The organism is Pseudalkalibacillus sp. SCS-8, from assembly GCF_040126055.1.
GTDB classification, from domain to species: Bacteria; Bacillota; Bacilli; order Bacillales; family Fictibacillaceae; genus Pseudalkalibacillus; species Pseudalkalibacillus nanhaiensis.
The window spans coordinates 1,296,397-1,317,970 of the sequence record NZ_CP143541.1; the positions used below are offsets into that span (position 1 = coordinate 1,296,397).

Annotated in this window: 21 protein-coding genes; 13 read left to right on the plus strand and 8 right to left on the minus strand. The window is 42.7% G+C overall.

Annotated elements, in window-relative coordinates; translation table 11 throughout:
• The first annotated feature begins 77 nt into the window (after positions 1-77).
• Complete coding sequence (locus tag V1497_RS06685; protein ID WP_349410201.1) at positions 78-1,082, plus strand: nuclease-related domain-containing protein; 1,005 nt, start codon at positions 78-80, stop codon at positions 1,080-1,082.
• On the opposite strand, the gene V1497_RS06690 is transcribed toward V1497_RS06685, so the two are convergent.
• Positions 1,079-2,833: an alpha-glycosidase gene (locus tag V1497_RS06690; RefSeq protein ID WP_349410202.1), complete on the minus strand. Its 1,755-nt coding sequence runs from the start codon at positions 2,831-2,833 to the stop codon at positions 1,079-1,081. The genes V1497_RS06685 and V1497_RS06690 overlap by 4 nt on opposite strands.
• Positions 2,834-3,002: 169 nt before the next feature.
• Here V1497_RS06690 and V1497_RS06695 point away from each other — a divergent pair, with 169 nt between their 5' ends.
• The 7 genes from V1497_RS06695 (at position 3,003) to V1497_RS06720 (ending at position 10,165) form a co-directional block, all read left to right on the plus strand.
• Entirely contained in the window at positions 3,003-4,274 is a 1,272-nt protein-coding gene (locus V1497_RS06695) for an extracellular solute-binding protein (RefSeq protein WP_349410203.1), read from the plus strand.
• 144 nt (positions 4,275-4,418) lie between these two features.
• Positions 4,419-5,705 (plus strand): sugar ABC transporter permease, encoded by a 1,287-nt coding sequence (locus tag V1497_RS06700; protein WP_349410204.1) that lies wholly within the window; start codon positions 4,419-4,421, stop codon positions 5,703-5,705.
• Between the two features lies 1 nt (position 5,706).
• Positions 5,707-6,549 (plus strand): sugar ABC transporter permease, encoded by an 843-nt coding sequence (locus V1497_RS06705; RefSeq protein WP_349410205.1) that lies wholly within the window; start codon positions 5,707-5,709, stop codon positions 6,547-6,549.
• A gap of 84 nt (positions 6,550-6,633) precedes the next feature.
• Entirely contained in the window at positions 6,634-7,659 is a 1,026-nt protein-coding gene (locus V1497_RS06710) for a LacI family DNA-binding transcriptional regulator (protein WP_349410206.1), read from the plus strand.
• 184 nt (positions 7,660-7,843) lie between these two features.
• Complete coding sequence (locus V1497_RS06715; RefSeq protein ID WP_349410207.1) at positions 7,844-8,794, plus strand: DUF3445 domain-containing protein; 951 nt, start codon at positions 7,844-7,846, stop codon at positions 8,792-8,794.
• Positions 8,791-9,207 (plus strand): hypothetical protein, encoded by a 417-nt coding sequence (locus tag V1497_RS18685; protein ID WP_414703605.1) that lies wholly within the window; start codon positions 8,791-8,793, stop codon positions 9,205-9,207. The genes V1497_RS06715 and V1497_RS18685 overlap by 4 nt, the downstream gene beginning before the upstream one ends.
• Positions 9,208-9,358: 151 nt before the next feature.
• Positions 9,359-10,165 carry a PDR/VanB family oxidoreductase gene (locus tag V1497_RS06720; protein ID WP_414703633.1) on the plus strand — a complete coding sequence of 269 codons (807 nt, stop codon included), beginning with the start codon at positions 9,359-9,361 and terminating at the stop codon, positions 10,163-10,165.
• 1 nt (position 10,166) lies between these two features.
• Here the strand turns inward: V1497_RS06720 and ligD (V1497_RS06725) are convergent, their stop codons facing one another.
• From ligD (V1497_RS06725) to V1497_RS06740, 4 genes are all read right to left on the minus strand, one after another.
• Entirely contained in the window at positions 10,167-11,081 is a 915-nt protein-coding gene (gene ligD / locus V1497_RS06725; RefSeq protein WP_349410209.1) for a non-homologous end-joining DNA ligase, read from the minus strand.
• Positions 11,048-12,010: a non-homologous end-joining DNA ligase gene (ligD, locus tag V1497_RS06730; protein ID WP_349410210.1), complete on the minus strand. Its 963-nt coding sequence runs from the start codon at positions 12,008-12,010 to the stop codon at positions 11,048-11,050. Before ligD (V1497_RS06730) ends, ligD (V1497_RS06725) begins: the two co-directional genes overlap by 34 nt.
• The gene (locus V1497_RS06735) at positions 12,007-12,828 is read right to left on the minus strand and encodes a Ku protein (protein WP_349410212.1); all 822 of its coding nucleotides are present in this window, start codon (positions 12,826-12,828) and stop codon (positions 12,007-12,009) included. Before V1497_RS06735 ends, ligD (V1497_RS06730) begins: the two co-directional genes overlap by 4 nt.
• A 313-nt stretch (positions 12,829-13,141) precedes the next feature.
• On the minus strand, positions 13,142-14,029 hold the full coding sequence (locus tag V1497_RS06740; RefSeq protein ID WP_349410213.1) for an SDR family oxidoreductase: 888 nt from the start codon (positions 14,027-14,029) through the stop codon (positions 13,142-13,144).
• Between the two features lie 161 nt (positions 14,030-14,190).
• Between V1497_RS06740 and V1497_RS06745 the strand changes: the two genes are divergently transcribed.
• The 4 genes from V1497_RS06745 to V1497_RS06760 all read left to right on the plus strand — a co-directional run bounded on the left by V1497_RS06745 (position 14,191) and on the right by V1497_RS06760 (position 19,099).
• Positions 14,191-15,813 carry an amidohydrolase gene (locus V1497_RS06745; RefSeq protein ID WP_414703606.1) on the plus strand — a complete coding sequence of 541 codons (1,623 nt, stop codon included), beginning with the start codon at positions 14,191-14,193 and terminating at the stop codon, positions 15,811-15,813.
• 87 nt (positions 15,814-15,900) lie between these two features.
• A complete protein-coding gene (locus V1497_RS06750; RefSeq protein WP_349410215.1) occupies positions 15,901-17,079 on the plus strand; it encodes a histidine kinase N-terminal domain-containing protein in 1,179 nt (392 codons plus the stop codon).
• Positions 17,048-18,310: a hypothetical protein gene (locus V1497_RS06755; protein ID WP_349410216.1), complete on the plus strand. Its 1,263-nt coding sequence runs from the start codon at positions 17,048-17,050 to the stop codon at positions 18,308-18,310. The genes V1497_RS06750 and V1497_RS06755 overlap by 32 nt, the downstream gene beginning before the upstream one ends.
• Positions 18,311-18,616: 306 nt before the next feature.
• Positions 18,617-19,099 carry a sigma-70 family RNA polymerase sigma factor gene (locus tag V1497_RS06760; RefSeq protein ID WP_349410217.1) on the plus strand — a complete coding sequence of 161 codons (483 nt, stop codon included), beginning with the start codon at positions 18,617-18,619 and terminating at the stop codon, positions 19,097-19,099.
• A 52-nt stretch (positions 19,100-19,151) separates the two neighbouring features.
• On the opposite strand, the gene V1497_RS06765 is transcribed toward V1497_RS06760, so the two are convergent.
• Both V1497_RS06765 and V1497_RS06770 read right to left on the minus strand, forming a co-directional pair.
• Positions 19,152-19,283: a DUF3941 domain-containing protein gene (locus tag V1497_RS06765; RefSeq protein ID WP_349410218.1), complete on the minus strand. Its 132-nt coding sequence runs from the start codon at positions 19,281-19,283 to the stop codon at positions 19,152-19,154.
• Positions 19,284-19,327: 44 nt separating this feature from the next.
• Positions 19,328-20,197 (minus strand): DegV family protein, encoded by an 870-nt coding sequence (locus V1497_RS06770; RefSeq protein ID WP_349410219.1) that lies wholly within the window; start codon positions 20,195-20,197, stop codon positions 19,328-19,330.
• Positions 20,198-20,367: 170 nt separating this feature from the next.
• Here V1497_RS06770 and V1497_RS06775 point away from each other — a divergent pair, with 170 nt between their 5' ends.
• Complete coding sequence (locus V1497_RS06775; protein WP_349410220.1) at positions 20,368-21,210, plus strand: YitT family protein; 843 nt, start codon at positions 20,368-20,370, stop codon at positions 21,208-21,210.
• A gap of 94 nt (positions 21,211-21,304) precedes the next feature.
• Here V1497_RS06775 and V1497_RS06780 read toward each other — a convergent pair whose 3' ends face one another.
• Positions 21,305-21,565, minus strand: coding sequence for a NifU N-terminal domain-containing protein (locus tag V1497_RS06780; RefSeq protein ID WP_349410221.1), 261 nt, complete (start codon positions 21,563-21,565; stop codon positions 21,305-21,307).
• Positions 21,566-21,574: the final 9 nt, after the last annotated feature.

The window sequence follows — 21,574 nt, forward strand, 5'->3', positions numbered from 1 at the left end:
TTCATAATTTACATCTAGAAGGAGTTTCCACGGAGAATGAAGAATTAATCGAGGAATGAATACGAAGGAGTGATGCAATGGAATTGATGAAACCGCTGACCGCTCTTCAGCTTATGGTCATGCTCAATAGAAGTCCCGCGAAAGATCCCCAACACGCGAAACATCCTCTCATAAAAACAAGACTGAAAAAGTTGATCACAGGCTATAAAGGGGAGGTCAGCGTTGAATACCAGCTTCGTTATTTGCCTTCTGATCAATTTGTCATTCTTCATGACGTTCGTATCCCTATCGGAGACAAGTATTTTCAAATTGATTTCCTAGTGTTATCCCGGTACTTTTACACAATTATAGAAGTGAAAAATATTTTCGGTGAATTATACTTTGATCCAGTCTTCAATCAACTCATTCGTAAAAACCAGGATGGATCGAAATCAGGTATCCTCGACCCGACAATCCAGGTAGAGACCCAGAAAAAGCAGCTCGAAAAATGGTTGAACAAGAATAAGCTTCCCATCGCCCCGATTAAATACCTCATAACCATCAGCAACCCGAAAACAATACTAAGTACTTCAATCAATAACCACCACATTTCAAACTGGATCATCCATAAGCATTCACTCCCTGAAAATTTTGAACAATTTACAGCCAACTATCCGAACGCAATTCTTACACACAATGAAATAAAAAAAGTCACTCGAAAGCTGAGAAAACAGAACGAGCCATTACTTTCGGATGTATTACAAATGTACAACTTTAAACCATCCGATATTCTCACAGGTGTCAGCTGTCCGAACTGTTACCTGGTTCCTATACCAAGACAAAAAAACCGGACAAGATGGATTTGTCCGGTTTGCAAAACAGAATCTCTTTCAGCCTATCTTTCAGCAATAGCGGATTATGGACTACTTTTCAACCAATCGTTCACAAACCGACAAATCAGAGCTTTTCTGGGGGTTGATTCCAGAACAACCATGTACAAGCTTTTACAAAGGATGAATGTATCCCTGAACGGAAGAACGTACACCCTCCCATTAAAAGAGATCTATCACCACGCCAACAAAGACTTTCCGGACGTACTCTAATCCACAGATCGTATCATCCTGAATTCCCCAGCTGGTATTCCGATTTTTCCTGTTGATTGGAAGGTTTCATCGTTCCATAGATCGTGGAGCTGTTTTCCTTCTTCAAATTCTTCGCCTAACACGACGCGTTTTTCTTCACCAGTAGTATTAATCAAAATTGCAATCGTTTCGTCTTCAAACCTGCGCTCATATACGAGTATGTCTACATCTTCCTGCGTCAGAAATCGAAATGTCCCATCCCCTTGCAAAGCGCGATGCTTTTTTCGTAGGTGAATCAATTTAGATACGAACCTGAACAGTTCGACATCCTGTTGTTCTTCCTCCCAGACCATGCACTTTCTGCAGTCCGGATCGCCCTTACCGTCCATCCCGATTTCGTCCCCATAATAGATACAAGGCGTCCCGGGGAAAGTGAGCTGGAAGAGGAACAGCTGCTTAACACGATTCTTATCACCATCAGCAATGGTCAAAATCCGAGGGGTATCATGGCTTCCAAGCAGGTTGAATGCGACATCGTTCACATTCATCGGATAAGCGACCATCCATTTTGTAATCTGTTCAGTAAACGCTTTTCCGTCTATCGTACCTTTTGCGAAATAATCAAGGACCGCGTTCGTGAAAGGATAATTCATGACAGCATCGAATTGATCGCCCTGTAACCAAGGCATCGAGTCATGCCAAATTTCCCCGAGGATATAAACTTCGGGCTTTATACTCTTAACGGCTTTTCTGAAGTCGCGCCAAAACGCGTGATCCACTTCATTCGCAACATCTAGACGCCAGCCATCGATATCAAACTCTTCTACCCAATATTTCCCGACATTCAATAGGTAATCACGTACATCAGGATTTTCAGTATTCAGCTTCGGCATGGATGGCACGAACGCGAATGCATCATAGGATGGGACAGGTTCTTCTTTAATCGGAAATTCATGAATATGAAACCAATCCTTGTACTTCGAGTTATCTTGGTTCTTAAGGACATCCTGGAAAGGTTCAAAGAAATAACCGCTATGGTTGAAGACTGCATCAAGCATGACGCGAATTCCTCGACTATGACATTGGCGAATGAGCTCCTTGAATGTTTCCTTGTCACCAAATTGAGGATCGATTTCAAAATAATCGATCGTATCATACTTGTGATTGGAATGAGCCTTGAAAATCGGCGTAAAGTAAATACCTGTAACACCTAGTGCGACGAGATGATCAAGATGATCGATTACCCCTTGAAAATCGCCACCAAAGAAGCTGTCCACTTCAGGTGACACACTATTCCATGGAAGCGTCCCTTCTGGATCGAGTGTTGGATCACCATTTGCAAAGCGTTCGGGGAAGATTTGGTACCATACCGTGCTCTTTACCCAGCTTGGGGCACGGAATACATCAATTGCATTCAGGAATGGAAAACAGAAGAAGAAATTCGTATCCTTTGGATCTTCATCTGAAAATCCTTTTTCTCCATATATGAGTGTCTCTTTTCCATCACTTAGTTCGAATCCATATCGTAATCTACGAAACTCCGGTTCTACTTCAACCAACCAATAATCAAACAGCTCATCAGAACCTTCCAAGTACATGGGTTTCTTCTGGTTCTGCCACTGTTCATCCTTCCATACATAAGGATCTCCATATATGAGGAAAACCTGCTCTAGATCATTCTTTTCAGTTCTTAATCGGATGTGGAGTGTAGTTTCAGAACGGGCATAGGCATAGTTATCTTTCGGGCGATGGTAGATTGCGGATTTCAACAATGGGAACACCTCTTTTTCAGCAGACTTATTTTAATCAATCATAATTTAATAGAAAAAGTTATGCAAACGGTTGCAGAAACTTTTTTCTCTATGTATAATCAAATTAATCAGTGCAAACGTTTTCACAAAAACATACGTGCTAAAAACGCCTATTAGGGGAGGTCAATTTATGTTAAAGAAGTTTTTGAATGTTTCATTGACTGCTGGATTGGCAGTATCGATGCTTGCCGCTTGTGGTCCGCAGGATGATGGAGAAGGATCATCTGAAAAAAAGGAACCAAGTGACAAGCCAGAAGAACTTGTTGTTTGGGAAGATAAAGAAAAAGGGGTAGCACTTGAACCTGCTATTAAGAGTTTCGAAGAGAAGTATGGCATCAAGGTCACTTTCCGTGAGCTTGGTATGGCAGATGAAATTCGTGAACAATTGCCTTTGGATGCACCAGCTGGAACAGGACCAGATGTGTTGACATTACCACATGACCAAATCGGTTCTATGGCAACGCAAGGCTTGCTTGCTCCGCTGGATGTAGATCAGAAGGTGATTGATACATTCACAGAATCTTCTATCCAAGCTCAAACATTCGAAGGAGAGCTTTACGGTTTACCGAAAGCGACAGAAACACCAGTCTTCATTTATAACAAAGCACTTATGGACAAGGCACCTGAAACGTTCGATGAGCTTTATACATTCTCAAAGGATTTCACTAAGGGTGGTAATTACGGATTCCTTGCACTTTGGGATAACTTCTACTTTGCAAATGCAATCATGGCTGCAAACGGTGGTTACGTATTCGACCGTACAGACGAAGGACTTGATGCAAGTAATATCGGTCTAAATAACGAAGGGGCCGTAGATGGCGCTGAATACATCCAGAAATGGTATGAAGAGGGCTTGTTCCCGAAAGGAATTGTTGGTGAAAACGGCGGTGCGGCGATGGATGGATTGTTCAACGAAGGTAAAGTCGCTTCTGTCATGAACGGACCATGGGCTTTCAAAGGCATGAAGGATGCAGGGATTGAGATCGGTGTCGCTCCACTTCCTGAATTGCCGAATGGTGAATATCCACAAACCTTCATCGGTGTAAAAGGATGGCATGTATCAGCTTATTCTGAAAACAAAGAATGGGCTACAAAACTTGTCGAGTGGCTTACAAACGCTGAAAATGCAAAGATTCGTTACGAAAAAACTGGTGAAATTCCTCCAGTCAACTCGTTGATTGAAGATCCGATCATTGCTGACAATGAAGGGGCAAAAGCTGTGGCAGTCCAATCGCAACGTGGTACACCTATGCCGAACATCCCTCAAATGGGTCAAGTTTGGGAGCCGATGGCGAACGCTCTTCAGTTGATCGTAACAGGAAAACAAGAACCGAAGCCAGCACTTGAAGATGCAACGAAAACGATCAAGCAACAAATTGAAGCGACAGGCGCTGGAAACTAAGACGTTTGAAAATGAGGCGGTACCTCCGAACCGGGGTACTGCTTCAACTTTATTAACCGACGTAAATAAAGAGCTTACCAAGCTTCACCTATCGCCAAAAGCTTGATCAATTGATTATCAGGATAGAAAGGACAAGGAGCATTTATGACTGACAAGACTTCAAAGGCAACGAAACATCGGAAAAGAGCATTGTTCTTGTCCCTCATTCCCGGTTTTGGGCAGCTTTATAACCGGCAATATTTAAAAGCCCTTGCATTCATCATTTTAACTTTCTCTTTCATCATTGCGTTTAAAGACTTGCTCAACATGGGTCTTTGGGGGATTGTGACCCTTGGGGAAAAGCTCCCTCGGGATCACTCCATTTTTTTGATGGTAGAAGGGATCATTGCAATTCTTGTCCTTGCCATTGGACTAGGTGTATATGCTTTGAACCTTTATGATGCTTATGTAAATGGGAAGAAGAGGGATTCAGGACTTCGGCTGCATTCCATCAGGGAGCAATATCGGAACGTCGTCGATACCGGCTTTCCTTATTTGATGCTTTCACCAGGTGTATTTTTACTGATTTTCGTCGTTATTTTTCCAATCCTATTCGTTATTTTGCTGGCATTCACGAACTATGATCTCTATCACTCACCTCCTGCTAAATTAGTGGATTGGATCGGCATTCAGAACTTCATCGATATTTTCAAACTGGATATTTGGAGAAAGACATTCTTCAGTGTCCTTTCATGGACGATTATCTGGACATTCGTCGCTACGACAATCCAGATCGCCATCGGGATTTTCTTGGCGGTGTTATTGAATCAGAAGGACTTGAGGTTCAAAAAGCTGTTCAGGACGATCTTAATTTTACCTTGGGCGATTCCAGCCTTCGTATCTATTCTCGTATTTGCTGGTATGTTCAATGAATCCTTTGGCGCAATCAATAATGATGTGCTCGCTTTATTCGGCATTGATCCGATTCCATGGTTGACCAGTCCATTCTGGGCAAAAGTTGCGCTTATCCTCATCCAGTCATGGTTAGGATTCCCGTTCATCTTCGCGATGGTTACGGGGGTACTGCAATCCATTCCAGAGGAACAATACGAAGCAGCTACTGTAGACGGAGCAACCATGCTCCAGAAATTCAGAACCATAACGCTACCGATGATTTTATACGCAATTGCACCGATTCTCATTACCCAATACACTTTCAATTTCAACAACTTCAATGTCATCTTCCTGTTCAATGGGGGAGGTCCGCCAATGCCGGGTCAGACAGCAGGTTCGACGGATATCCTTATCTCATGGATTTACAGTCTGACATTGGAGTCGAAGCAATATGCGAAAGCAGCAGCCATAACGATGGTCCTTTCCGTAATTGTCGTATCAGTTGCGTTATGGCAATTCCGCAGGACGAAATCGTTCAAAGAGGAGGATATGATCTAACATGAGCATGAAAAAACAGAAGTTGATCCGACTCACCTTATCCTATATCGCCATTTTCATTGCGCTTACGATCGTGATCTATCCTGTCCTTTGGATCGTAGGATCATCGTTCAATCCAGGAAACAGTCTGTCTGGATCAACGATCATTCCGAAGAACGCCACACTGAATCACTACAAGGAACTGTTCGATCTTGATCAGAGCAAATACTTGATTTGGTATTGGAACACATTGAAGATTTGTACAATAACGATGGTCCTTTCGGTTACGATGATTGCCTTGATGGGTTATACCTTCTCAAGATATCGTTTTGTCGGTCGGAAAAATGGTTTGATGACGTTCTTGATTTTACAAATGATTCCTAACTTCGCAGCGTTGATCGCCATCTATGTCCTTGCGGTGGTTACGAAGTTGATTGATACCCACTTAGCCTTGATTCTCCTGTATACAGGTGGATTGCTGCCAATGAATACATGGTTAGCGAAGGGATACTTTGATACCATTCCGAAAGAATTGGATGAGTCAGCTCGAATTGATGGTGCTGGACACTTCAGGATTTTCTGGCAGATCATCCTACCATTAGCTAAACCGATTTTAGCTGTCATCGCTTTGTTCAGCTTCATCACGCCGTTTGCGGACTTCATCCTTGCCAAAATCATTCTTAGAAGTGAAGAAAAGTATACGCTTGCAGTTGGCCTTTACAATCTTGTTGCCAAACAGTTCGGGGCTGAGTTTACGAAATTCGCAGCGGGAGCGGTATTGATTGCGATTCCGATTTCCTTGCTCTTCTTATCCCTCCAACGTTATCTGATCTCTGGATTGACAGCCGGGGGTACAAAAGGATAATAGGGAGTTTTGGCGCAACTTTTGAACATGCTTCCCTAAATCATGGTAAAATGAAACTAGAAGAACCAACAGGAGGATGCGTACATGGGAATTACGATTAAAGATGTAGCTAAACTCGCGAATGTAGCTCCTTCTACAGTATCTCGAGTGATTGCGAACAATCCGCGGATCAGTGAAGATACGAAGCGCAGGGTTCGTGAAGCGATGGATTATTTAGGCTACCATCCGAACTTCACGGCAAGAAGCCTCGCGAATCGCAGTTCACGTGCAATTGGAATTGTAATGCCGAGCTCAGCTGAAAAAGCCTTTCAGAACCCGTTTTTCCCTGAGGTTTTACGGGGAATCAGCACGAAAGCTCATGAGCAGGAATATACGTTATTAATGTCAACGGGTACCACTGAGGATGAAATATACCGGGCTGTTGTCGGAATGGTACAAGGGCGAAGAGTCGATGGTATTGTATTGCTCTATTCAAGAGTGGATGATCGGATCATGAATTATCTGTTTGAACAGAAATTTCCATTCACTGTTGTAGGTAAGCCTTATAAGCACGATGATCTAATTAATCACGTCGACAATGATAACTTCCGTGCTTCCAAAGAATTGACTGAGTTCCACATTCAAAATGGGCACGAGCGTATCGGTTTTGTAGGAGGAAGCTTAAGCCTTGTCGTAACGACGGACCGTTTGCTCGGTTATGAAAAAGCGTTGCAGAATGCAAAGATTCCTTATCGAAGCGAATATGTCATCCATGCTGATTTTGCTGTAGAAGAAGGACGTAAAGCCGTATCGTCCTTAATGAACTTGGATGACCCGCCAACCGCACTTGTCGTGACGGATGATCTTATGGCTCTTGGCGTTTTGAGGATGTTGGATGATATGGGCATGCGTGTACCAGAAGATGTCTCTGTCTCCAGTTTCAACAATGCAATGATTGCTGAACTGGCAACACCGTCTCTGACATCTGTTGATATCAACATTTACGAATTGGGGTATCAAGCAGCCGATACGTTGCTTCATTCCATTGAACAACCTGAAGCATCACCTCGAATCATCAAGGTCAATCATCATATCATCCGAAGACAATCGAGCGGAAAAAACAAACAATAAAAGATCAATTCATTCAGGGGCGACGCATACCAAATAGTTAAATGGTATGCGTCGTCTTGTTTCGTTATTGATATTGCGATGTAATCACGGACTCTCTGACCCCGCTGCGCCTCGATTTTCCTGAAGGATTTATCCACTAACTATGGAAGTGTTATGTTAACGAAATCCTGAGAGGTGTGCATCGATGTCGATTCATTCATTTCCGTTTCCGTTCTCCAAAGAAGAGTATGCGTATTCCAATAATTCTTCATTACTCGATCCACCATGGATGATTACGGTTACGGACGATTATAAAAAAGAGATTATGTTGAAGCGGAAACTGTTGCAACAAAATCATGACCGTTGCTTCAGATCGCTTCCGATATCACTGGAATCACAATGGGAAGTGTTGCGTCTCGTCCTACATCAATTAGCCGAGGCGTATCCTTCACATTTTTCACTTTCCCAAAACGGCAAGGAATTCAAGTTCCAGAATCATCTTTTAGAGGAAGAAGTGCAATTTGTATTCCGAGACAACGCTTCGATTGATTTGGAACCGTTGGATATTGTCGGCCGTCATGTACAGGAAGATCTCATATTGATGGGTGATCGTAGTGACGGATTATTTTTAGAAGCTGGTCAATTGTGTTTTCCATCGAATTGGTCGCTGACGTTCGTCCTCGGAATGGAATTTAAGTCCATTCATTACCCCGTACCAGGAATTAAAGACAGCGGTTTTATTGAAAAGGTGGAACGCTTCATTTCTAGAATCGGACCAAATACCGCATGGGAACGTAAAAATTGGTCGATTACCATATCGGAAAAGCTTGATACCCCACTGGAAACCTATGCGGATTGGGGGAGATTGAGGAAAGAAGTCACGCATGAGAATGCTGGAGAAATGGTGCATCTCAGAGTAGAAGTACAGAGGCTGTATCGTCTGCCAATCAATCATGACATCCTCTTTTCAATTCATACGTACCTTTTATCACTTGAGGAACTCGTGCAGCATGAGCAATGGTTAAAGATGTTTTATGAAAATATCAGGACATTGTCTTCTGATATTGCGGATTACAAAGGTATTTCTCAGTATAAAGATGAGGTCATTCATTTTCTTGAAAAAACAATGGATGACAAAGAGAAGATGATTCGATGAACAAAAGGACGATTATTTTAACAGATCAAGAGAATCGAGAACGAGCACAGTCAAGGAAAAGAGAAATTGAACAAGAAGGCTGTCATTGTACCATCTATCAGTTGGATGAACGAATAGAATTAAAAGAACTTCTTTCTAGCCAGCCTCTTGGAACGAAGGTGGTTATTCTGGCAGACGACAACGTGCAAACCTTACGCCAGCTTACAAAAGCAGTCGGGTTCACGAATAGGGACATCACAGTGGTTCAAGGAGAACATGAATCGTCGCGGATTTTCTGTTCCCAGTGTCATCACATACAAAAAGTTCCCAGATATCAGGAGTATCAATGTAGCAATTGTCAGAACCACATTGAACCTTCCGATCATTTTTCGGCTTTTCATCAAGCCTACCTGGGATACCCAGTTTTTAAATAAAGGAATGAATACGTCCATGCAAAGAACCTATCAACTTAGAGTAGTGAAAACAGAACAAGTCACCCCGACAATAAAATCTTTTACGCTGACTTCTGAGCGAGCTAAGCTCCCTGGCTTTGGGGCAGGGGCACATCTATCACTCAAGCTTCCGATGGGGCTCAGGCAATATTCCCTTATTAATGATCCGTTTCAGGAAAAAAGTGAATTCACGATTGCCGTGAAAAATGTGGGGACGAAGGAAGGGGGTTCGGCCTTCCTTCATCATCATGTCCATACAGGGGATGTCATTGAAGCATCAGGACCTGAAAATTTCTTCCCCGTCCGGACAGAAGCAAGGCACCATTTACTCTTGGCAGCAGGAATCGGAATCACCCCATTTTTATCAATGATGGCCTTTTTGAAAGGGATGAATCAGCCTTTTGAACTTCATTATTCAGGATCGAGTGAACATGAATGTGCGTTTTACTCCACCATTAAAGAAAACTATCCTGATGAATCCACCTTTTATTTCATGAAAAGAGAACAGAAAGAAAGAGAGCTAAAGAAGGTGCTCGAGGATCAACCCGTTGGAACACATATTTACATATGTGGGCCCTCATCCTTTATGGATACTTATCTTTCCTATTGTAAAAATCTTGGTTATCCAGATGAAAATCTCCACTCTGAGCGATTTCGACCGGCGAAAATCACACAGAAGCCATATCCCTTTTCGGTTACCGAAAAGAATACAGGGAAAACTGTTCAAGTCCAGTCAAACCAAAGCTTATTGGAGGCACTTCGTGAAGAGGGGATTCCGGTTCCGTATGCTTGTCGAATGGGTGTCTGTGGTACATGTGAAGTGAACGTATGTAACGGTGAAGTGATCCATCATGATACCTTTTTGACAGAAGATGAACGGAAGGAAAAGATGCTGACTTGTGTATCCCGGGGTAAGGGGCATCTCTCTGTAAGGGTATGAATCACTGCCTCAACAATCCTTCCAATACACGGCGGAATGGTTGCTTATTTCGGGCAGTTTCCATTTCGGAGAATGGACAGCCGACTTGTTTGATCCGCTCAAGGACGTCATGCATGGAATAACGTTCGGGCCTTACTTTTTCGTCCACTTCATGCCAATAGAGAGGAGTCGCGACGAGTGCTTCATCAACCCCTCTTAATGAATACGGAGCAATGATTGTTTTTCCTTCAGCATGCTGTAGAAAGTCAATATAACACTTCGATCCCCTGTTTTCTTTTAACCGCTCGATTGTGAAGTCACCGGGAAACTGATTCACCAGATATTCAGCAATGAACTTGGTGAACACCCGTGTGTCATCATAGGAAAAGGTATCCCGCTGTAGTGGGATATAGATTTGCAAGCCTTTGTTTCCTGATGTCTTGACAAAACCCTTCAATTCGAGACGGTCGAGGATTTTTTTGATTTCGATGGCGGCTTTAACGGCGAGATGGAAATGATTCCTTGATGGTGGATCCAGGTCAAACACGATTTCAGTTGGAAAAGGAGAATCAATCGTATTGAATGGAATATGAAATTCTAGGGCGAGTTGGTTCCCTAACCAAAGAAGGGTGGCAAGCTCATTACATACGATATAGTTGATTTTGTCATCTGATTTGGTTTGAACAAATTCCGGAGCATAATCCGGACAGTTCTTCTGATAGAAGAAATCATCATACATTCCATGAGGATAACGTTTCACAGTCAGAAACCGGTCTGATAAGAATGGGAGCATGCGCTTGTGGACTTCAATCAAGTACTGAAGATAGGCTTGTTTGGTGATGTCCTTCTCAGGATACAAAACTTTATCCAGGCTTGTAACTTGAATCGTATGTTCACCGATTTTCAATTCTCCATTTGCTTCTGAAGTGCTTCCCATGTGCAATCCTCCCAATGGATATCCAATCTGAACTGGATGAATCTCGGATGTCTTAACTGCATCTGGTACAATTCAAGAAACTCCAACTCCACACAGATTCGCGGGTTTACTGTGATCCGATTCCCGGTTTTACCCACCTGATTCTTTTTAACGATTTGAATCAACGCTTCCCGTTCTTTTCCTTCGAGTCCATGCGAAAATAATCCAATCGGCTGTACCTTGTCGTCCAGTAAAATTCCGACATGAACATACCCGTTCCCTTCATCAAATCCTATCACGATAAAAATGGATCGATAGAGTCGTTTGACCTTCAACCAGTCATTGGTGCGTTTCCCCGCCAGCCACAGACTATTTTTCCTCTTTGCGACCACACCTTCGCCTTTCGCATCCTTCACTCTCTCAAAGAGTTGACTCCCATCTTGGAATGAGGGAATCCATTGAATCCGGGATTGATCGTTCACAGACACCAATGGACAGGATAAATCATTCATTAAGGTTTCTAATTGATGCTTCCGTTCCCTATAGGGCTGATTCTTTAATGTTCTACCTGATAAAGTCAACAGGTCGAAAACGAGTAAAGTGGCAGGGGTGTTAGCTGCTCGTTCCCTGATTGTTGCTTCTTTTTTTAATCTTCCACGCTTTTGGATACTCGCGAAGGAAGCCTTTGTATCTGACTCTAAGATGCATAGTTCTCCGTCCAATAAAAGAGGAAGGCTATCCTTTTTGTTCCTTTGGATATCTTTAGCTTTTTCCATGATTTCTGGAAATTCCGTTGTGAGGGAACGGAGATTTCGGCTGTAAAGGTCGATTAGATTCTTATCAATATAAAGAAGGGATCTAAAGCCATCATATTTAATTTCAAAACACCAATCACTTCCTGAAGGCAGCTCAGAAGTGAGGGTAGGGAGCATGGGTTTGTAACGCATCATTCACTGCTCGCTTTTTTCTTCCGTGTCGTGGTTTTCTTCTTTTTCTTTTTTGGTTTCGTATCATCAATACTTGCCTGCAGGGCATCCATTAGGTCAACGACATCGGCTTTCGGACGCTGTTTGGCGACCTTGATTTGTTCGCCTTTCACCTTGCTTTGAATTGCTTCCATCAAGGCTTCACGATAATCATCCTTATAGTTTTCGGGGTCGAATTCCGTTGTCAATTGCTCAATCAATTGGACCGCCATCTTCAATTCTTTTTCGTTCAAATCGATCTCTTCCGGGATTTCAGGGACAAGATCAATGTTCCGCACTTCATCAGGGAAGTGGATCGTTTCAAGAAGCAGTCCTTTATCATACACACGTACGACTGCTAGATGCTGTTTGGAGCGAATCATGACTTTTGCTATTCCGATTTTCCCTGACTCTTCCATAGCCGTTTTCAATAAACTGTACGGCTTTGCGCCATTTTCACCTGGACCAATGAAATAGGAGCGATCGAAATAAATCGGATCGACTTCGGATAGGTGGACGAAATCCATGATTTCAATTGATTTGGTTTGTTCTTTTGCCAAGGCTTCCAGTTCATCCTTCTCTAACTCGACGAATTTGTTTGGTTCATATTCGTAGGCTTTGACGATATCTTTCTGTTCTAACGTTTCCTCACATGCTGTACATTTTTTCTCATATTTGATCGGACTATGATCCTCTTTATGGAGCTGTCTCATTTTAATGTCCTTGTTTTCTGTAGCTGCAAACAGTTTGATGGGGATGGTCACCAAACCGAAGCTGATCGAGCCTTTCCACATTGTGTGCATACCGAGGCATTCCCTTCATCCTTTTACTCATATAGTGAGCGTATAAGGCCAATTCCATAAATACCAGTTTTTACTAACACAAGGTTCTGTTAAAAAATTTTGTTGATATTGCAAAGCTTCATGCGGACGCTTTCCGCGGGCAACGCTTCAGCCTCCTCGACCTCGTTCCTCGCTCTGCGGGGTCTTCAGCTGTTGCTTTTCCCGCTGGAGTCGTCGCCTTACGCTTTTTATTTCCTTTCGTATTAACACTAAAAGCAAACAGAGCCAACAACAAAAAAACGGCACTTAATAGAGCCGTTTTTTGGAACGATCTTTAACTATTTACGATAATTCCACCGTTGACGTGGATCATTTGTCCCGATATATAGCTGGCGTCATCTGAGGCGAGGAATACATAACTCGGTGCAACTTCATCAGGCTGTCCAGGACGTCCCATCGGCGTATTTTTTCCGAACTCTCCGACATGTTGCGCATCGAAAGTGGAAGGGATCAATGGTGTCCAGATTGGACCGGGTGCAACACCGTTGACTCGGATTCCTCTCGAAATGAGGTTTTCAGATAATGATCTTGTAAAGGCGACCATAGCCCCTTTCGTACAAGAGTAATCGATAAGATGATCATTCCCTTTATAGGCTGTCACCGAGGTTGTGTTGATGATTGTGCTTCCGCTCTTCAGATGAGGGAGAACGGCTTTCGACATGTAAAAGCATGAAAAGATATTCGTCCTGAACGTTCGCTCCAGCTGTTCCTGGTCGATTTCTTCAATGCCATTCTTAGGATGCTGTTCCGCTGCATTGTTCACAAGGATGTCAATCGCACCAAACTCCGCCATGACTTGTTGAACGGCATTCTGACAAAACTGCTGATCCCCGATATCACCAGAGATCAGTAAGCAACGCTGACCTTCTTCCTCGACCTGACGCTTCGTTTCATTCGCATCCTCATGCTCATTCAGATAGAGGACCGCAACATCTGCGCCTTCCTTGGCGTACAAGATGGCTACCGCTTTCCCGATGCCGCTGTCTCCACCAGTAATGATCGCTTTCTTGCCTTTGAGCTTCCCACTACCCTTATAATAGGTATCTTCGGTTTGAGGAGTAGGCACCATTTCAGATTCTGTACCGGGCTGATGATCCTGATGTTGAGGAGGTTGTCCGGTTGGTTTTTCTTGATGAGGTGAATAAAGGAATTGTTGAAGCATATCGAGTATTTCCCCTTTCCTATTCATTCAATTAGTCAGTGTTTAATGTTCCTTATACTATTACCGTTTTCATGAAATCTAATCATTATGTGATTCGGCAATCAAATGGTTTGAAAGACCTATTTGATTGGGAAGGTTATACGTAGAAAAGAAAAGGAGGAATGGCTTTGATTATTGATAACGTTCGACTATATCGACCAAACAGGAAAGATGACCCCGAGCAAATTCATCATATCCTCATCGAAGATGGAAAAATATCAGAGATAAGGGAAGGTCGTTCTGCGGAACAAGGGGAGCACGTTTATGATGCGGATCAACGTACAATCATGATAAGTATCACAGATTCCCACTTGCATCTCCTCCGATATGGTCTGATGAAGACTGAACTGGATTTAAGAGGCGTTACTTCCTGGGAAGATTTGAAGAAAGAAGTGCGCGAATATTACCCATACATGGAAGAACACGATTGGATCATCGGCCGAGGTTTAGAGGATGACGATTTCACCGATCTGGATCATCCTTTGACGGCAAAGGATTTGGATGAAATCCATCTGGAAAAACCGATGTTCTTCATGCATCGGGATGGACATGAATGTGTCGTCAATCAAACGGTTCTAGATAAGGTGAAAGAGGAAGAGGAGTTTCTTGAAAAGGTGCCGGAGGATTTCGTTGAAAAGGATGAAAACGGTGAATGGAACGGAAGATTCAAAGACACAGCCGTCCATTACATCAAACGACATTTCCGTGCTAGACCGAAGGATGAAGCGAAGGATGCAATCGAGGCAGCTGTCCCATATTTGTTGAGAAATGGGATCACCTCAGTCCATACAGATGACCTGAACTTCATCAAAGATTATAAAATCTTGATGGAAAGCTACCAAGAGCTTGAGGATGAAGGGAAGCTCCCTGTCGATGTTTATCTACATTACTACATTTTCCAAAAAGAGGACTTGGAACATTTCCTAGATGAATTCGACCTTCGGACAGGTGAGGGAAGTGAGAAGGTGAAGGTCGGAGCGATCAAGATTTTCCTTGATGGGACACAAAGGCTACACACTGCGGCGATGCGGATGCCTTATAAAGACAACCCTGACACGGCAGGGGATCTTGTCTACTCTCAAGATGACCTCAATGCCATTGTTCGACTGGCATCTGAAAATGGCATGCAAGTTGCCATGCATGCATTAGGTGACAGGGCGACGGAGCAAGCTATCGAGGCTCTTGAACAGCCTGAGGTTGATGTCGATAAACTTAAACATCGTATTATCCATGCACAAACGTTAGGGCCGGATCTTCTCGATCGTTTGCGTGACCTTAAACCATATCTTGAAGTGCAGCCATCATTCTTGATGGATGAGTATGACCAAAAGGCCAAATGGGTAGGTGAGGATCTAGCACCATTCTGTGATGCATTCGGGTCATTGGAAAAGAACAACATCCCATATACGTTAAGCTCTGATGCGCCAATAGGTGACTTGAATCCATTCGTTTCCGTCTTTGCTGCTGTCAATCGGACGGATTTGAATCATGAACCTGAAGGAGGATGGGTACCATCAGAAAAGCTGACCGTCGATCAATCCTTTGAAGCTTTTACGTACACTCCACGTTTATTGGAATATACGGAAAAAATAAAAGGACGGCTAGAGGAAGGGTATAACGCTGATTTCTTGCTCCTTTCAAAGCACCCGAAATTAGCAGACGAAAAAGACCTGCACAACATTCGTGTTGAACAAGTATGGGTAAAAGGCAAGCGGGTCTATGCTGGAGAAACTGCAACAGTTTGATGAGCATTTTTAAACTCTCGAGTTAAGCCTCATTTTTTCTTAAGTCTGTTATAATGGCAGTAATAGTGGGATGAGGGAGAAAAAACAATGAAAAAGAGGCATGAATTAACGAGAGATGATGCGAACCAACTGATCGAGTTGTTCCATACTTATCACGAGACAATCTTGACTGAATGGTTGAATAGTGCATCCATATCAGACGATGATCCTTATCGTGATGAGATTACGATCAATGGCGGGCATACGATCCGCCTGATCGTAGCTTACATAAACGATCCGAACACGCAATTGATCGAGCAATTGACAAAGAAAATTGCCCGGGAACGAGTAGAGGCTGAAGTGGGCATCGGGGAGTTCATATCGAATATCAATCTCGGTCGTTCCATTATTTATCGGGTTTTCAGTCGTATTGATATATCTGAAGCCAGCCAGATGAAGTACTTGCTTGTCGTTAACGACTTCTTCGATCTCTATATGTATCATTCCATAACGGAGTATACGAGGGTAAAAGACTCGATCATTAATAATAAGACCCGCTTCATTCAAGAAATGCATAGTGATCGGTTATCCATCCTCGGTCAAGTAGCTGCCAGTTTTGCACATGAATTCCGAAATCCTCTGACATCGATAAAAGGTTTCATTCAAATGATTGAAAAGGAAGCTACCCCTGAAACGGCTACCTATTTTACAATTATCCAGCAAGAGCTTGAGAGTCTTGAAAAAAAGATCACTCAATTTCTATACTTATCAAAAATGAAAGGGCTGGACGACCAATCCGAATACTTTTCTCTTGATCAGGTCGTAAAAGGGATGCTCGAATTCCTTTATCCAAGGTTTCTGGATGAAAACATAAATGTCAACCATGAAATTGAATCAGGATTAGAGATGTATGGGGTAGAAGAACAGATCAAACAAGTACTACTCAACATCCTGAATAATGCTGTCGAGGAACTGACCGAAATTGAGGTAGACCGTATGGTGAAGGTTAGAGCACACCAAGAGGGTGACCTGATCCACTTGAATATTTCTAATAATGGGCCGATGATTCCTGAACATTTATTAGAGGACATTTTCGAACCATTTATCTCAACCAAACAATTAGGAACCGGCTTAGGTTTATCCGTATGCAAACAAATCGTCGAGAAGCACAAAGGTACGATACAGGTATTGTCTACGGATAATGAAACATCTTTCTCAATCACATTTCCAAAGCCATCTAAGAAAGGGGAACATCATGACAACAACGATTCATTACAATGCAAGTGAGCTGAAAGAAGCGATTGTACAAGACGCGGACATCCATAAAAGGAGACCTGTCTTGATCTGCAATTCCCATATAACCGGACTAGCTGTTGCGAGAGGATTGGGGAGGAAAGGTGTACCTATCATTGCGTTGGATCGCGAAGACCGAGGATTGGCATTTTCCTCTAAGTATGTCCTGCATCGTGGTGTTTGTCCAAATCCTGTCGTTGCTGAGAAAGCCTTCATACAATATTTATTGGACATCGGTCCTGCCTTCAAGGAAAAATGTATTCTCCTTCCATCGATGGATGAGTGGGCATTAGCTATGGCGAAATATGCGGACCAGCTTTCCGAGTATTATATTTGGCCGTTTTCTTCCTATGAGACAATCAATGAAATCCTGGATAAATCGTCATTGTACAAAAGAGCCAATGAGCTGGGCGTTCCCGTACCAGCATATGAGAGAGTCACAGAATCGAACCATAAACAGCTTCCAGTAGATCTTTCATTCCCGATGGTACTAAAGCCAATCAACAAACGAGCTTTCTATGATACGTTTCAGGAAGGGCTTTTCATTGCGAACAATCTGAAAGAATATGAAGAAATGACAGCAAAGGCCAAAGATGCAGGACTCGATCTAATTGCTCAGGAGTTCGTGGATGTAAACCGGGACGGATATGTCACGATTGTCGTTTATATGGACGGAGAACAGAATTTAAGAGGGGCACTGGCCGGGCAAAGGCTGGAAATCTATCCGCCTCGCTCAGGGACGACCTGCCTTGTAGAATCCATAGAAGCTCCTGAACTTACAGAACGTGCCGTTTCTGTCTTAAAAGCCTTTTCTTACGAAGGAATCGCTGAATGTGAATTCTTATATGATCAAAAAGACGGCGAATATAAATTGCTCGATATCAACACAAGGCCATGGAAGTGGATCGGACTTCCCATCCACTGCGGTGTCAATCTTCCCCATCTCCTTTATTGTGCAGTAAATGAAGAGCCATACACGAGCTTGAACCCAAAGGTCGGTGTAAAATGGGTTTATATGAACGATTACAAAAAGTTAAAGGAACAAAAAGAAGGATTATTTGATGGAGATATCCTCTCAAAAGAGGAATGGATGGAAATCCTGCAGCATCGAACCGATGAAAGCAGCTTGATCACGATGGCTGTGGAGTCGAACGATGATCCAGAACCTGCGTACCGTCAGCTTCAGAATGCCTTTTCAAAACGCTCTTATTATTGCCCATGCTAATGGTGAAATACTTACTTGAAAATAAAAGTGACCCGTTCGGCTTTAAACTCTCAAAGCCGGAACGGGTCATTTTTTTATGAAGCTGAATCCTCAACTATCTAATTAAAATTAACTTAGAATAATTTCTCAACACCATCCTCTTGTTTACCCCCATTCCCTCCATATTCAGGCAGGAAGTACACATTTTCTGCATAGCAATCCTGATGGAATCTGACTCTTATCCCCGTGAAATTCCATTCAAAAAGCAATACGATCATAACACCGCGGAATTAAAGGGAAGCATGCTTTTCGGTAGGATGTCGTTCAATGAATCGTTATGAAGGATTGCTTGAAAGCTATGAGCCACTCATTAAGAAATTGATCAAACGTTATGCCTACGCAGGAACATACGACGAACTTTTCCAGATTGGTCGTATTGCCTTGTGGGAGGCATGTGAGCGTTATACTTTGGGAAAAGGATCGTTCCCAGCTTATGTCCAGTCCTATATCAAGGGTAGATTGCTCCATGAAGTCCGGACTTATATGCGGAAAAGGGTTGAAGTATCTGACCATACAACAAATATGCAGACGATGTATGTGGTCCCTTACTTGGATGAATTGATTGTCGAGGAATATTTGAAGGGTCTTACCAAGCGAGAGCTGTTATATGTGAGATACGTTATGATCGAACAGGGGAGACAAAAGGATCTTGCTGAACGAGAAGGGGTTTCTTATGAGACAGTCCGTTCCTGGAGGAAAAGTGCATTGATGAAATTGAGGATAAAAGGAAAAACAATGAACAAGATATGAAAAAGCAAGAGGGAGACCTCGAAGGTCCCCCTCAATCCTTTTGTATAAAAGCTTATAGATGGTCCGTTTTCTTGGAATATTGCCTTGTACCTTTTTTGATATTGGCATCCTGCATTTCATTTTTTATTTCCTGACGGGCTTGATTATCCCGCTTTTTCTTATCGTTGTCTTTCGTATTGGACATGGAAATCCCTCCTTGTTGCTTAATCTTGACGTTAGTGGAAGGATTTATTCCGTATCAGGATCTCCATTCAAAAAGTATACAGCCAATGTTCCTGGTCCCGTGTGAGCACCAATGGCACAACCGATGGTATTCACCATCACGTTCTTCACATTCAACTGGTCTTCAATCATGGCTTTTAACTCGTTTGCTCGCGTGAGGTCATCAGCATGAGAAATTGTAATCGTCTGGTTTTCAAATTGGCTGCCACGCTCGTCAATCAGTTCCATCAGTCGAGAAAGCACCTTTTTGCTGCCTCTTACTTTCTCCAGAGGAAAAAGCTTTCCATCTTCCATATGAAGCACCGGTTTGATCTTCAATAACCCGCCTACAAAGCCGGCTGCTTTAGAGACGCGTCCTCCACGAACGAGATACTCGAGATCATCCACTGTAAAAATGTGTTTGATTTTGTCGATAAGGGTATTGGTGTAAGTGACGACCTGCTCTGTATCGGTTTTCTCGTCCCTTATTTTCTGAGAGACATAGTAGGCGATAAGCCCATAACCGAGAGAAGCACTCCTGGAATCGACGATCGTAAGGTCAAGATCGACGCCTTCTTCCACTAATTGATCCCTTACGAGACATGCAGTTTGGTATGTACCTGATAATTCAGAAGAGAGGGTTAGATAGATAGCCGGTTGATTTTTACTTGCAAGCTCTTCGAATAAACTTTTCATTCGTTCAGGAGGTACTTGGGATGTCTTCGGAACAGCACCGTCCTTCATCATGGAATACAGTGTGGATGGTTGGATGGTTTCCTTATCATAATATTCTTCATCGTTCACATGAACAACTAAAGGAAGTACCTCAATATTGTTTTCGTCAATGACATGTTGAGGCAAGTCGGATCCAGTATCCACAATTAATTGAATTGACATAGTCACACCTCGCAAAAATGATTACAAATTCATAACTTTTCTATAAGTGTAGCCTTGTCATCTGTAAAAAGCAACGTATTGTTTAAAAGGTGACAAATAACCATTGACAAATAGAAAGAAGATTTGTTAAAAATAGAACGTTCTATTAGGAGAAGAAGGTAGGGATTCGTATGGCGATCATTTCAGAATTGAAGAAAATAACGATCATCCTGCTTGGAGCGGTACTCGGAGCCGTTTCATTGAACTATTTCTTGATCCCGGCAAATGTATATGCAAGTGGATTTACAGGAATCGCCCAATTGCTGGCTAGTGTTTTAAAGGAGACACCGATTCCAGCTTCGACCGGTATTTTACTATTCATACTTAATGTGCCAGTGGCGATCCTCGGTTGGGTGAAAGTAGGAAAATCGTTTACGGTATACAGCTTTTTCAGTGTTGCTGCGACAACTTTCTTCCTCGAAGTCATTCCGATCAAAGTCATTTCAGAAGACATTCTTCTGAATGCAGTATTCGGTGGAGTGATTGCTGCAATCGGTATCGGTTTCACCCTTAAGTGGGGGGCTTCTACTGGAGGAATGGATATTGTCGCAATGGTATTATCAAGATTAAAGGACCGTCCAATCGGGATTTATTTCTTTACCTTGAACGCCTTCATTATATTGACTGCTGGGTTATTATATGGTTGGGAGAAGTCGCTTTATACACTTGTCACCTTATACGTCACCTCCCGTGTAATTGATGTCATCCACACTCGTCATGAAAAGTTGACTGTTATGATTATTACGAAGAAGGGCGACGAGCTGCAAAAGGCCATCCATGAAAAATTGGTACGTGGAATCACGAAAATTCCTGCCAAGGGAGGCTTCACGGATGAGGAAAAAGACCTGCTCATCATAGTGGTGACTCGATATGAGCTCTATGATTTGGAGCACACCATTAAAGAGGTGGACCCACATGCGTTCACCAACATTGTCAACACGACCGGAATTTTCGGGTTCTTTAGACAGGATTAGAAAATCACAAGGTCATGGTATTTTAACCAAGTCAAAGTACTAAAAAAGCTGATTCACAATCAACGTGGAATCAGCTTTTTTTGATGATCTAGAATTAATAGGCGTTTTGGAATACTTCTTGTACTTGAGGCACAATCGTGTCCCAGTCTCCGTCCATCGTTTTGTTGATGGTGATGAAATCTTGGAAACCGAATATGGATTCGACACCATCGATTTTAAGGAGTGCGGAAGCGACTGCATCATCCGGGTTATCCCCTTGACGATAGGAAAGCCTTCCCTCAAACAATGGTTGATTGGCTGAAAATTTCAAAGCATTTGGATTTGGTGTTGGGTCAATTGAGAATTCTACTGCCATAATGACAAA